This is a genomic window from Polycyclovorans algicola TG408 (assembly GCF_000711245.1).
Lineage (GTDB): Bacteria > Pseudomonadota > Gammaproteobacteria > Nevskiales > Nevskiaceae > Polycyclovorans > Polycyclovorans algicola.
Genome location: NZ_JOMH01000001.1, coordinates 1,501,048 through 1,513,019 on the forward strand (window position 1 = coordinate 1,501,048; position 11,972 = coordinate 1,513,019).

Annotated in this window: 13 protein-coding genes and 1 other annotated feature; of the genes, 4 read left to right on the forward strand and 9 right to left on the reverse strand. The window is 61.6% G+C overall.

Going from position 1 to position 11,972, the window contains the following annotated elements; translation table 11 throughout:
- Positions 1 to 9: 9 nt before the first annotated feature.
- On the forward strand, positions 10 to 618 hold the full coding sequence (recR, locus tag U741_RS0107175; protein WP_029889805.1) for a recombination mediator RecR: 609 nt from the start codon (positions 10 to 12) through the stop codon (positions 616 to 618).
- Here the strand turns inward: recR and U741_RS0107180 are convergent.
- On the reverse strand, positions 615 to 953 hold the full coding sequence (locus U741_RS0107180; protein ID WP_029889806.1) for a 4a-hydroxytetrahydrobiopterin dehydratase: 339 nt from the start codon (positions 951 to 953) through the stop codon (positions 615 to 617). The two genes, recR and U741_RS0107180, sit on opposite strands and share 4 nt — an antisense overlap.
- 80 nt (positions 954 to 1,033) lie before the next feature.
- Between U741_RS0107180 and orn the strand changes: the two genes are divergently transcribed.
- Positions 1,034 to 1,588 (forward strand): oligoribonuclease, encoded by a 555-nt coding sequence (orn, locus tag U741_RS0107185; protein ID WP_029889807.1) that lies wholly within the window; start codon positions 1,034 to 1,036, stop codon positions 1,586 to 1,588.
- A gap of 11 nt (positions 1,589 to 1,599) precedes the next feature.
- On the opposite strand, the gene U741_RS0107190 is transcribed toward orn, so the two are convergent.
- From U741_RS0107190 to U741_RS0107215, 6 genes are all read right to left on the reverse strand, one after another.
- The gene (locus U741_RS0107190; protein ID WP_052378584.1) at positions 1,600 to 2,886 is read right to left on the reverse strand and encodes an ATP-binding protein; all 1,287 of its coding nucleotides are present in this window, start codon (positions 2,884 to 2,886) and stop codon (positions 1,600 to 1,602) included.
- A gap of 59 nt (positions 2,887 to 2,945) precedes the next feature.
- Positions 2,946 to 3,635: a response regulator transcription factor gene (locus tag U741_RS0107195; protein WP_029889809.1), complete on the reverse strand. Its 690-nt coding sequence runs from the start codon at positions 3,633 to 3,635 to the stop codon at positions 2,946 to 2,948.
- Positions 3,636 to 3,709: 74 nt separating this feature from the next.
- Positions 3,710 to 4,123, reverse strand: a complete 414-nt coding sequence (locus U741_RS0107200) for a hypothetical protein (RefSeq protein WP_152551523.1) — start codon at positions 4,121 to 4,123, stop codon at positions 3,710 to 3,712.
- Between the two features lie 148 nt (positions 4,124 to 4,271).
- Positions 4,272 to 5,342: an efflux RND transporter periplasmic adaptor subunit gene (locus U741_RS0107205; protein ID WP_161776150.1), complete on the reverse strand. Its 1,071-nt coding sequence runs from the start codon at positions 5,340 to 5,342 to the stop codon at positions 4,272 to 4,274.
- A gap of 201 nt (positions 5,343 to 5,543) precedes the next feature.
- Positions 5,544 to 6,197, reverse strand: a complete 654-nt coding sequence (locus tag U741_RS0107210) for a TetR/AcrR family transcriptional regulator (protein WP_052378585.1) — start codon at positions 6,195 to 6,197, stop codon at positions 5,544 to 5,546.
- A gap of 635 nt (positions 6,198 to 6,832) precedes the next feature.
- A protein-coding gene (locus U741_RS0107215; protein WP_152551436.1) for an IS3 family transposase occupies positions 6,833 to 8,058 on the reverse strand; the annotation gives its coding sequence in 2 pieces (ribosomal slippage) (positions 6,833 to 7,773 and positions 7,773 to 8,058; 1,227 coding nt in all).
- Positions 7,664 to 7,780, reverse strand: a sequence feature (AL1L pseudoknot). It overlaps the preceding gene by 117 nt.
- A 463-nt stretch (positions 8,059 to 8,521) precedes the next feature.
- Here U741_RS0107215 and U741_RS18890 point away from each other — a divergent pair.
- Positions 8,522 to 8,893: an RHS repeat domain-containing protein gene (locus U741_RS18890; RefSeq protein ID WP_152551524.1), complete on the forward strand. Its 372-nt coding sequence runs from the start codon at positions 8,522 to 8,524 to the stop codon at positions 8,891 to 8,893.
- 62 nt (positions 8,894 to 8,955) lie between these two features.
- Positions 8,956 to 9,084, forward strand: coding sequence for a hypothetical protein (locus tag U741_RS19850; protein WP_268844376.1), 129 nt, complete (start codon positions 8,956 to 8,958; stop codon positions 9,082 to 9,084).
- Between the two features lie 82 nt (positions 9,085 to 9,166).
- Here the strand turns inward: U741_RS19850 and istB are convergent, their stop codons facing one another.
- Together istB and istA are read right to left on the reverse strand one after the other, a co-directional pair.
- Positions 9,167 to 9,970 (reverse strand): IS21-like element helper ATPase IstB, encoded by an 804-nt coding sequence (gene istB, locus U741_RS0107225; RefSeq protein WP_029889813.1) that lies wholly within the window; start codon positions 9,968 to 9,970, stop codon positions 9,167 to 9,169.
- The gene (istA, locus tag U741_RS0107230) at positions 9,963 to 11,462 is read right to left on the reverse strand and encodes an IS21 family transposase (RefSeq protein WP_029889814.1); all 1,500 of its coding nucleotides are present in this window, start codon (positions 11,460 to 11,462) and stop codon (positions 9,963 to 9,965) included. Before istA ends, istB begins: the two co-directional genes overlap by 8 nt.
- Positions 11,463 to 11,972 lie beyond the last annotated feature (510 nt).

The following is an 11,972-nucleotide window of genomic DNA, read 5'->3' on the forward strand; positions in this document are numbered from 1 at the left end:
CCTGCCCCGATGAGTTATTCCCCCCGCTTGATGCAATTGATTGACGCCTTGCGGCGTCTGCCCGGCGTGGGTCCCAAGTCGGCGCAGCGGATGGCGTTTCATTTGCTGACCCGCGACCGTGGCGGTGCCGAGGCGCTGGTCAACACCCTGGGCGGGGCGCTGACCGGCATCGGCCGCTGCGAGTCGTCGCGGATGCTGTGCGAAGGCGAGTGCGGCCTGTGTCATGAACGCCGTGCGGCCACGGGCCAGCTGTGCGTGGTCGAGCAGCCATCCGACCTGATGGCGGTCGAGCGCAGCACCGACTTTCGTGGCCGCTATTTCGTGCTGATGGGGCATTTATCGCCGCTGGACGGCATCGGTCCCGATGAACTTGGCTTCGACCGCCTTGAGGTGCTGCTGCGCGAAGGCTGGGTGCGCGAGGTGATCCTGGCGCTCAACCCGTCGGTCGAGGCCGAAGCCACTGCGCACCTGATCGAGCAGATGGCCAAGGCGGCGGGGGCCACCGTGACCCGCATTGCCCAGGGCGTGCCCATGGGCGGCGAGATCGAATACGTTGACGGCGGCACGCTGGCCCACGCTTTCTTGCGTCGGCAGGGCAGCCCACAGCCAGAAAGCTAGTCAGGAAGCAGTCCGTCGACTTTGGCGGCACAGATGAAGTCGTTTTCGGTCAGGCCCTTGACCGCGTGGGTCCAGAAGGTGACGGTCGCCCGGTTGTAGCCAAATTCGATGTCGGGGTGGTGATCTTCGGTGTGAGCGATCCATGCCACCGCGCTGACAAAGGCGTGGGTGCGCCAGTAATCGCTGAAATCGAAACCGGCGCTCAGGCGCTCGCCTTTGTGGGTCAGTTTCCAGCGGGCGTCGAGGGATTTCTGCAGACGGGTGGCGGCGGCCAGATCCAGCGGCGGGATGCCGCCTTCGCACGGAACGCAGCGGCGGGATTTGAGGTCGGTCATGGGCATCTCTCATGTCGGGGGGATGTGCCGGGGCGCGATCCCTACAATGTGGACCCATCGTAATCGCCCGTGGAGTTTGCATGTCGGTTTCAGCGCAACATCTGATCTGGATTGATCTTGAGATGACCGGCCTGTCGCCAGAGACGGACCGCATCATCGAAATCGCCACGCTGGTGACCGACAGCGACCTCAACATTCTGGCCGAGGGGCCCGTCATTGCCGTGCACCAGTCAGACGCGCTGCTGGCCGGTATGGACGAGTGGAATACCCGCCAGCACGGGGGCTCGGGGCTGGTGTCGAGGGTCCGCGGCAGTGACCAGGCGGAGGCTGACGCCGAAGCCGCGACATTGCAGTTTCTGGCCGACTGGGTGCCGGCCGGCATGTCACCAATGTGCGGCAATTCCATCTGCCAGGACCGGCGCTTCCTGGCGCGTTACATGCCGCGCCTGGAGCGCTATTTTCACTATCGCCATCTCGACGTGTCGACGGTCAAGATCTTGGCGCAGCGCTGGGCACCGCAAGTGGCCGAGGGCTTCACCAAGCAGTCCAGCCATTTGGCGCTGGACGACATTCGCGACTCGGTGGCCGAACTGCGCCATTACCGAACACACTTTATCGGCGGCAGGGCCCATTGACCGCTCCGGCCTCAAGCCACCAGGGTGATGACCACGGCGCCACCACCGAGCGCCTCGCTGCGGATCAACTGAATCTGACCGCGGTAGGCGGCCACCAATTCAGCGCTTGCGCCTAGGCCGATGCCCTGGCCTGGCGTCAACGTGTCGGCCCTTACGCCGCGGCTCAGCAGTCGCTCCGGTGATTCGGGAAAGCCGGCGCCATCATCTTCGACGCGAATGGTGCACTGGCCCTGCTTGTTGCGGCTGGCGTGAACCCGCACCCGGCCCTTGCCGTACTTGACCGCGTTTTCAATGAGGTTGCCCATCATTTCGAACAGGTCGCCGCCGTCGATTCGGACCTTGAGGGCGGGGGGGATGTCGAGCTCAAAACGCGGCGACTTGCCGTGGTAAACCTTTTCCAGGGTGCGGCACAGCTTTTCAATGATTTCGCGCAGCGCCACCGGTTCTGACAGGGTGCGTCGTCCGGCCATTACCGCGCGCCGCAACTGGTGGTCGACGATGGTGTGCATGCGGGTCACCGGCTCGGCAATCTGTTGACGAAGGTCGGCGCTCAGGCGCTCGTCTTCACTCATGCCGCGCAGCACGGCCAGCGGGGTTTTCAGGCTGTGCGCCAAGTCGCCCAGCGCGTGGCGGTGTCGCTCAAGCTGCGCTTGGCCGGTACTGATCATCCCGTTGATCGCTTCTGACAGCGGGATCAGCTCTTGCGGATAGTCTCCGGCCAGCGCCGCTTCTTTGCCCTTCTCGACCAACCGCAGATCGCGACGCAGGCGCCGCAACGGGATCAGACCCCAGGCCAGAATCGCGCCCTGTACCGACAGCAGTGCCACCGCTGCAATCGCGAGCCAGCTCCACAGCGTGCGTCTGAACTCGGCAACCTGGCTGCGGAAGGCGGCGCGATCTTCGATCAGCAGCAGGGTGTAAGTCTGATCGCCTTCAACCGGGTTGGCCCAGCGCAGCCCGAAGGCCAGCAAAAACGAGGTGTCGGTGCTCTCGAAGCTCCAGTCGCCCGGCGCCACCATCGGCGGCAGGGGGACGTCATCGGTGAGGCTGACGCTACCCCAGGTCAGCCCGCCGCGTTCGTCGATTAGCGCCGAAGCCAGCCCCGAACCGGGGTTGTTGAGTCGCGAGTCGGGCATACGAAACATCGACAGGCTGAGCGTGCCGTCGGCGGTCGGCTCGGTTGCGGCCAGCAGCGCGTAGGCCAGCCCCTGCATACGGTCGTATTGGGTTTGCAACGCCCGATCTTCAAAGGCGTGGTCCAGCGCCGCAGCGCAGGCCAGCACAAAGCCAGCCAACACCAGCGACGCCGCCAGCAGCAGCCGGGTGCGTAGCGAGTTCAGCGACTCGGGAATCTGGATCAGTCGTCACCCTCGGGTCGCGGCCAGTCCCAACGGTACCCCGCGCCGCGCAGGGTGGTGATCGGGTTGCCGGTGCCGTCAGGGTCGATCTTGCTGCGCAAGCGACGGATGAAAACCTCGATGACATTGCTGTCGCGCTCGGAGTCTTCAGCGTAGAGGTGTTCGTTCAACTCTGATTTTGAGATCACTTTGCCAGCATGCAGCAGCAGGTAGTTGAGCACGCGGAATTCGTAGCTGGTCAATTCCACCGGGTGGCCGGACAGGGTCAGGGTTTGTGCCGAGGTGTCGAGTACCAGAGGCCCGGACGTGAGTTTGGCCTGCGACCAGCCCCCGGACCGACGCAGCAGTGCACGCACGCGGGCAATCAGTTCTTCCTTGTGGAAGGGCTTGACCAGGTAATCATCGGCACCGGCTTCCAGACCCTCGACCTTGCTCTGCCAACCATCGCGGGCGGTGAGGATGAGGATGGGATAGCTGCGGCCGGCCTCGCGTGCGCGCCGGATAATTTCAAGCCCCGGCACCTCGGGCAGGCCGAGGTCGATGATTGCGATGTCGGCTGAATACTCTTCGGCCATGAAATTACCGTCGATGCCGTTGGCTGCGGAGTCCACCGCGAAGCCCGCACCTTTCATCACTTCAATGATCTGCTCGCGCAGCGCTGCATCGTCTTCTATGACCAAAGCACGCATGTTGTTCCCCTCACCCGTTTGCGATTGAAAAACCCCCCGATGCCGCGCCGGGCGATTCCGTATGGACCGTTGACTCAATCCATGATGTTGACGAAGCGAACCTCACCGTCGACCAGCAGTTTGACCCGATAACCGCGCGCCTCCTTGTCTACCGACAGCACCTCACCGCCATGTTTGCGCTGGACCTGCCGCGCCGCCTGCCCGGGCGTCAACGCACTGCTTGAGGCGCGATGGTCGCTCGGCAACCCTTCCAGCAATTGGCGGGTCAAGCGTTCGTCACGCAATTGTGCATGCACTGGGGAAAGCCCGGTGCCAACGAGGGCGGTGATCAGTCCAAACAGGGCCATGGATTGCTTGATCATGTCAGTCTTGCGGGAAGAGAAATGTCGGCATTTGCCCCATCGAGGCAGATGAATCTTGCTCGTGAACAATACCGATCGTTCAAGTCCGAAACCAGCCCGACCAGTATCGCCCTTGGTCTGCGGCACGCCATCGAAGCAGCACCGCGTCGGTGCGGTTCGATGAAGTGGTGCGGGGTGGGTGTCATGCGTCAGCCTCCGATAAGGTCCCGAAGGTAGGCGCGCAGCGCTGAATTGGCCCTGACTTGGCGACCGCCGCAGAAGGCTGGAACGCCCTTTACCGAGCGGCGGTCGCCGTTTGCCGCTGGACGGCCATGCCATCGGACAGACGCTGGATGCCACCCGTCACAATCTCGTCGTTGGCAGCAATGCCATCGCGGATCTCGACGTAGCCGGGCTCGCGCTGGCCCAGCACCACTTCGGCCAACTCGGCGCGGTCTTCACCGTCGATGCGGTAGACGAAGTTCTTCTCGCCGCGGGGGAACACCGCCGCCTCCGGCGCCATCAAGGCGTCTTCGCTACGGCCCAGCTCCAGCTGGACGCGGGCGAACAGCCCAGGGCGCAACACGCCGTCGCGGTTGTCGATGCGTGCGCGCAACTCGATGGAACGCGACTCGGTGCTGGCGCGCGGGTTCAAGGCGATCACTTCAGCCTCGAACGTCTTGTCGGGCAGTGCGTCCAGCGACACCGTGGCCGGCAGGCCCACCGACAGGTGGGCGAGTTCGGCCTCGGGCACTCTGAAGTCGAGCTTGATGCGGTCAACCGATTCAAGGTTGACCAGCGCTTCGCCGGGGCTGACGTAGGCGCCGGGGCTGACCTGGCGCAGGCCGACAAACCCACTGAAAGGTGCCGGCACGCGGGCCTTTTCGACCCGGGTACGCGCCACGGCAACTTCCGCTTCGGCGACCCGCAGCGCCGACAGGGTCTGGTCCAGTTCGGCGGTCGACAGCAGACCGCGGCCATTGAGTTCGGTCGCCCGCGCGTGGCTGCGCTTGGCCAGTGCCAACTGCGCCTCGGCACGTGTCAGGTCGGCGCGATCAATTCGGTCGTCGAGCTGAAACAGGGTCTGGCCGGCTTCAACTCGCTGGCCGTCCTCGAAGTTGATGCGGGTGATGCGTCCGGTGATTTCGGCCGACACCTGGGTGGTTTCATCCGCCTGCAGCGTGCCCAGGGCCCGGATGCGGCGCACCAGCACCTCCGGGGTGATCACCACACTGCGAATCTGTACGGCTCGATCCGCCCCAGCCTGTGGTCGCGCCTCAGCCGCAGGCGCATCCCGGCACCCCGCAATCACAGCAACGAACAGCAGGGGTAAAGCCGTCAACAGGCGTTGGAGTGGGCCAGACACGCGGGCATCCTTGGTCATGAAGCGAAACAGCCATTATTGAATCGGCACGCAAAGCGTTTGACCCGCTTGCCTGCGCCCAACATTGAAACGAGGTTAATTCGGGAAGCTGCTGCATGCCGCTCAACTAGGGCGAGAATCCGCAACGACGCCGCAGTGGCGAATAAGGGACCGCCGGGGTCGGCTTTCGTTCAGCGGGGGCGATCATGACACCAGCGGTCGTTTGGCAAAGTCATCGAGCAGTGCCAGCGCGGCCGGGGTGCCGTACGCCTTGAACAGGGTTCGGGCCAGCACGACCAGAATTTTGTGGACGTCCTCGGCTGACTGATAGCGCAGCGGCAACAGCACCGCTTCGCAGATCGAAATAATGGCGCGGCTCATGACCCGAAGGTCGGTGCCCAGGTCATAAAAACCCGCCTGCTGGCCGCGCTCCAACACGGCCCGAACCGTCTGAAAAGCCTGATATTCGAAGGCGCGCTGGCTTTCGATGATCTGGCTGTACTCGGGCGACGGCGGTATCAGCCAGTAGCCGGCCAAGCCCTCTTTCAGCTCGGCGTCACGGATCAGCATTTCCATGCCCTCGAACAACCGAATCATGCCCATGCCCGGCAGCGGCTCGTCGCGCATGGGATAAAAAATGCGGGCATTGAACAGGCGATGCACGCGCGACAGGCAGGCCAGAAACAGCGCCTCCTTGCCCGGAAAGTGCCAATAGAGCGCGCCCTTTGAAAGCTTGGCGCACTTGGCGATATCACCAATCGACACGCCCTCGTAGCCATAGCGGCCAAATAGATAAAACGCGTGACGCTCGATGTTGCCGAGCGTATCGCCCTGCTCGTGTGCAGGCTTTCGCGGCATGGGGATCCCTCGCGTTGGGCGGTGAGCCAACAGGTGATTGGGTAGGGCGCGAGTTTAGGGTCTTTTGACGCCCGCGCCCACAGCGTTGGCATTGAAGGGGCTGGGACTGGGCGTGCCGAGTCGCTACGATTTTGTCAGGGGCCGTCCGTGAAAGGGACGTGTCTGCCCTGAGGCACAAAAAAACCGACGCTGGGTCGGTTGATTTGCTGCCAAAGTGGCGTGCCCACGGGGATTCGGACCCCCGGATGGATGACCATCCGTGAAAGGGACGTGTCCGACCTCACGCACAAAAAACCTACGCTGGGTCGGTTGATTTGCTGCCAAAGTGGCGTTCCCACGGGGATTCGGACCCCCCGGATGGATGACCATCCGTGAAAGGGACGTGTCTGCCCTCAGGCACAAAAAAACCGACGCTGGGTCGGTTGATTTGCTGCCAAAGTGGCGTTCCCACGGGGATTCGGACCCCCCGGATGGATGACCATCCGTGAAAGGGACGTGTCTGCCCTGAGGCACAAAAAAACCGACGCTGGGTCGGTTGATTTGCTGCCAAAGTGGCGTTCCCACGGGGATTCGGACCCCCCGGATGGATGACCATCTGAACCGCCCCAAGTATCCCGGAGGCCATTTAGTCTGAGTCACGCAGCTTTGACGTACTCAGGGTGTTGTGCATAGTAGTTAGCTTCTGCTTCGGCTGGCGGGATGTGCCCGATGGGCTCCAGCAGTCTTCGGTTGTTGAACCAGTCCACCCAGTTCAAGGTGGCCCATTCGACGTCCTCGCGTTTGCGCCATGACGACTGCCGGTGGATGACTTCGGCTTTGAACAAGCCGTTGATGGTCTCGGCCAGGGCGTTGTCATAGCTGTCGCCGACGCTGCCCACCGAGGGCTCCAGTCCCGCGTCGACCAGGCGCTCGGTGTATCGAATCGAGACGTACTGGACGCCCCTATCGCTGTGATGAACCAGCCGACCCGATCCAAAGGGCTTTCGGTCGTGCAAGGCTTGTTCCAAGGCATCGAGCACGAAATCGGTGCGTGCCGATGATGAGGCTCGCCAGCCGACGATGCGTCGGGCGTAAACATCAATGACAAAGGCAACATAGACAAAGCCCTGCCAGGTGGACACATACGTGAAGTCGGACACCCAAAGCTGGTTTGGCCGATCTGCCTTGAACTGCCGTTGTACGTGATCCAGTGGGCATGAAAGGTTCTTGTCACTGAAAGTGGTGCGCACCCCCTTGCCGCGAATCACGCCGCGCAGCCCCAGCCGCTTCATCAGCCGTGCCACGGTGCATCGCGCAACTCCTACCTGCTCGCGTCGCAATTGACGATAGACCTTGCGTACTCCGTAGACCCGGAAGTTGTCGTTCCAGATTTGCTGAATCAACGGGGTGAGTTGATCGTCTCGTTTAGCTCGAAGAGATCGTTGTCCTGGATCCCGCTGCTGGGCAGCGTGTGCGTAGTAGGTCGATGGGGCAATCGGCAGCACTTTGCAGATCGGCTCGACCCCATGGACATCACGATGTGCGTCGATGAACGCCTTCATCGTTTGAATGGGCGGTCGAGCTCCGCCTGAGCAAAATACGCAGATGCCTTGCGCAGAATCTCGTTGGCCTGACGCAGTTCGCGAACCTCGCGCTCCAGCGCCTTCAGGTGCGCCTTCTCGTCGGTGGTCAGGCCCTCCCGCTGCCCAACATCACGCTCGTGCTGCCGGACCCACACCCGCAGGGTCTCGGCCTTGCACCCCATCTTTCCAGCAATCGATTCCATCGCCGCCCACTGCGAGCTGTAGTCAGATTGATGCTCCAGCACCAGCCGTACCGCTCGCTCCTTCAGCTCCGGGGAATACCGTATTCCTTTGTTCATCGCTCCATCCTCTCAAGGTTTAGAGCCTCCGGGAAAGATGGGGCGGTTCACCATCCGTGAAAGGGACGTGTCTGCCCTGAGGCACAAAAAAACCGACGCTGGGTCGGTTGATTTGCTGCCAAAGTGGCGTGCCCGACAGGATGAAAGTCAGAACTTTTGGCATGAGGTCGTAACCTGCATGAAGGCTCGGCCAACCGTCGACTGACGCAAGTGGTTTGGCCCCGACCTCAGCTGGCGCCCCTTACGACGCTGAGGTTCAAGGGTTTTCTGCGGGTGCGTTGAACGCGGCTGCCTCCGTCAATTGGGCCACGCCTTCATCTGGGCAAAAGTTGCATCTCTTCGTGTCGCATGAGAATAATCCACCGACAGCAGATATTCGTTGGGTAAAGCGATTGATCTCAACCGCATGCACCCACGTGGAATCTCGAAGAGATCAAAAAGATGTGGGCGGAGGAGCTTACGCATGAAACGGACTCGCACCATCACAACGAAATCGCTGCTGGCTTTGCCGGCCCTGACTTGTCTGGCATTGCTTGTTGGACTCGCTCGGGCTGAAGCTGGGTCAATTGCCTACACCTACGACGATGCTGGTCGGTTGACGCAGATTTCCGGGGTCGTTGGTGAGCGGACATATCAACTGGACGCCGCCGGAAACCGCACCACGCTCAATGCACAGGTGCTTGCCATCCTGGGCATATCGCTGCCTCGTTCAGTGATGCTGAGCGCTGACGCTGGCGCGAGCAACGCTGATCGAAACTCGGCACGGCCTCCATTATTGCAGGCCCAGAATGCCCCGATTCTTGACGTACTTCACGTGCAGTACACCCGTCCTTAGAACCGATACATCTCGGTCAGGGCAGCAACAGTGAGTATGTGATCGCATCAGAGGAGTGCAACATGCGAACGCATCGCGTCAAGGCATTTGCGGCATCACTTTTCCTTCTCGGCACTGCTGCCACCACGACGATGACGGTGCATGCCGAGCCGCTACCAGCGGTACGCCTGTTGCTGCCGACCCAAAACTGACCACCTCTACCGATTGAAAATTGACCAGGGGTGGAAGCCGGGGGCGGTAGCCCTCGGCGTGGTTTGATTCTATCGGTTTGGGTCAGATCATCTGGTCGATCTCCTGCGCTGTTTTGCCCTTGGCCTGCTCGCGTGACTTGATGCGCGCTTTGGCGATGTGGCTGCTGTGCCTGAAGCGGAAGGAGTCGTTGCCGGTTTCGACGATATGGCAATGGTGCGTGAGCCTGTCCAGCAGCGCTGTTGTCATCTTTGGGTCGCCGAAGACCGACGCCCATTCGCCAAACACCAGGTTGGTCGTGATGATCACGCTGGTGTGCTCATAGAGCTTCGACAGCAGGTGAAATAGCAGCGCGCCGCCGGACTGTGAAAACGGCAGATAGCCCAGCTCATCGAGAATCACGATATCCAAATGCATCAGCTGGTGCGCCAGACGGCCGGCTTTGCCGGCTGCCTTCTCCTGTTCCAGCGTATTGACCAGCTCGACGGTGGAGTAGAAGCGCACGCGCTTGCCATGGCGGGTCACTGCTTCGACGCCGAGCGCCGTCGCCAGATGCGTCTTGCCCGTGCCGGTGCCGCCGATCAGCACGATGTTTTCGGCTTTCTCGGTGAAGTCGGTCGTGGCAAAGCTGCTGATCTGTCGGCGATCAATCTTTGACTGCTCGAAATCGAAGCCAGCCAGATCACGGTGAATCGGAAAACGTGCGCTGTGCATCTGGTAACGGATCGAGCGCATCGCCCGATCAGTCGTCTCGGCCTGCAGCAGATGTTTGATCAGCCATTCGGAGTTGCTGATCGTGGCTGCCCCGTCGTTTTCCAGCAGCTCGGCATAACGGGTCGCCATGCCATAGAGGCGCAGTGCTTTGAGTTCGACGACCAGATCATCCATGGCTCACCTCCGTGCGCAGGCTGTCGTACCGCTGAGGGTCGGCGACCGGTGCTTCCGAGACGGTCAGATCGGTATCGACGGTGGGTGGCGGCTTCCCCTCTTTGAGACGCGCCAGAACGTTAAGCACATGCTCGGCGCTCGGACGCCCGGATTCGAGCACCAGATCGACAGCGACCAAGACCGCTTCCAGCCCGTGCGCGGGCACCGCCGACAGCACCTGTGCCATGACTCGGTCACCGCCGTCGCGGCGGAGCAGCGCGCGGCTGAGACGCTGTAGTGGCGCTGGCAGATCGGCAAATGGCGCACCGTTACGCAAAGCCCCCGGCTTTCGCTCAATCAGCGGTACGTAGTGTCGCCAGTCATACACCACATGATCACGGTCGCTGGCGCGCGGGTGCTCGGCAACAATCTGCTGGTCAGCAACGATGACAACGCGCTCTGGATACAGGCGCACGCTCACCCGATGCCCAGCATGGGCGCAGGGCACCGAGTAGCGGTTACGTGCAATCGAAACAAGGCTTGTGCTCGACACCCGTGCTGGCGATTCAACATAGCCATCAAAGGGCGTCGGTACAGGCATCAGTTGCGTCTGCTCCTGCTCCCAGGCTTCCTGAATGCTCATCCCAGAAATGTCGGGATGGGGGGCATTGCGCGCCTCAATGCATCGCTGCCCCAGCCATACATTCAATTCGCCGAAGTTGGCGAAGGAGTGTTCAGCGGCGAGCTGCCAGATGCGCCGCCGCGTGTCCTGCACGCCTTTCTCGACTCGGCCTTTCTCCCAGCCCGAGGCGACATTGCAGAAGTCCGGATCGAATAGGTAATGCGCCGTCATCGCTGCGAAGCGTGCGTTGACAATGCGCGCCTTGCCGCGACCCGGAACTCGGTCGACAGCCGTCTTCATGTTGTCGTAAATGCCGCGACGGGCAACGCCGCCCAAACCCGTCAGACAACGGGTGTGAGCATCAAAGAGCATTTCATGGCCCTGGCTTGGATAGGCGACCAGCCAGAAGGCGCGGCTGGCACACAGTTTCATGTGTGCTAGCTGGATCTTGTTTCTCCAAATCCCACCGATCAGAAGGCTTTCCTCGCTCCAGTCGAATTGGAACGCCTCGCCCCAGTCAAAGCGCAGCGGCACAAAGCCTGATCGGGCAGTGACAGCCCCAGCACGAGCACGCCACGAGCGGATAAACGCAGTGACCTGACTGTATCCGCCGGAATAGCCTCGCTCGCGAAGCTGCCCCATGAGGCGCAGCGCCGTGCGCCGCTCTTTACGAGGCCGTCTTGCATCGGCCTCCAGCGCTTGAACAAGCCACTCGGCGTGAGCATCGAGCTTGCAAGGCCCACCCGGTCGCCGGTACGTCATTTCACTGCGGACTGGCTCTCGCAGCCAGGTCTTGACGGTGTTTCTCGACAAACTCGTCCGGCGTGCGATCTCGCTGATCGACAGGCCGTCCCGGTACCGCATTCTTCGAACCTTCGCGTACATCGCCATGGTGTGCACCTCGTCTACCTACTCGGGCCAAAACCCGGCAGGCTAGTGAAGAACACCCTGGTCAATTTTCAGTCAGCAGAACCGCGCCTGGATGGTCAGTTTTCAATCGGCAGCAACAGCTTTGACTTCGGTGAGCATGGGGGAACATCCTCGGAATCGCGCATTTGGGGGGCTTCGTTCCCCCCACTGTTCCCCCGATGCAATCCGGATGTCAACGGATGACCCCGGACATACGAGCACAAAAAAAGCCCCAGTTACGGGGCTTTGATTGGCTTTCTAAGGCTTCTGAGGAAGTCTCAGAAGCGATATGTGGCGTGCCCAGCAGGACGAAAGTCAGAACTCTTGGCAGGAGACGGTGCCCTGCCCAAAGTGAGGCCATGTCGATACGACTAATGAACTTGGCGCTGCCAGCGCAAATGACGGGGCGACCCGCGACCCAGTTAAAAGGATTGACGTGAGAGCAGCAGTTCAGTGGTGAAAAACATGAACCGTTTATGAGGCGGAGCTGTG

What these genes read in the sequence shown, in the direction of transcription:
- recR (WP_029889805.1), top strand. Translation starts at nt 10, where the DNA reads ATGAGTTATTCCCCCCGCTTGATGCAATTGATTGACGCCTTGCGGCGT.
- U741_RS0107180 (WP_029889806.1), bottom strand. Translation starts at nt 953, where the DNA reads ATGACCGACCTCAAATCCCGCCGCTGCGTTCCGTGCGAAGGCGGCATC.
- orn (WP_029889807.1), top strand. Translation starts at nt 1,034, where the DNA reads ATGTCGGTTTCAGCGCAACATCTGATCTGGATTGATCTTGAGATGACC.
- U741_RS0107195 (WP_029889809.1), bottom strand. Translation starts at nt 3,635, where the DNA reads ATGCGTGCTTTGGTCATAGAAGACGATGCAGCGCTGCGCGAGCAGATC.
- U741_RS0107210 (WP_052378585.1), bottom strand. Translation starts at nt 6,197, where the DNA reads ATGCCGCGAAAGCCTGCACACGAGCAGGGCGATACGCTCGGCAACATC.
- U741_RS18890 (WP_152551524.1), top strand. Translation starts at nt 8,522, where the DNA reads ATGAAACGGACTCGCACCATCACAACGAAATCGCTGCTGGCTTTGCCG.
- U741_RS19850 (WP_268844376.1), top strand. Translation starts at nt 8,956, where the DNA reads ATGCGAACGCATCGCGTCAAGGCATTTGCGGCATCACTTTTCCTTCTC.
- istB (WP_029889813.1), bottom strand. Translation starts at nt 9,970, where the DNA reads ATGGATGATCTGGTCGTCGAACTCAAAGCACTGCGCCTCTATGGCATG.
- istA (WP_029889814.1), bottom strand. Translation starts at nt 11,462, where the DNA reads ATGGCGATGTACGCGAAGGTTCGAAGAATGCGGTACCGGGACGGCCTG.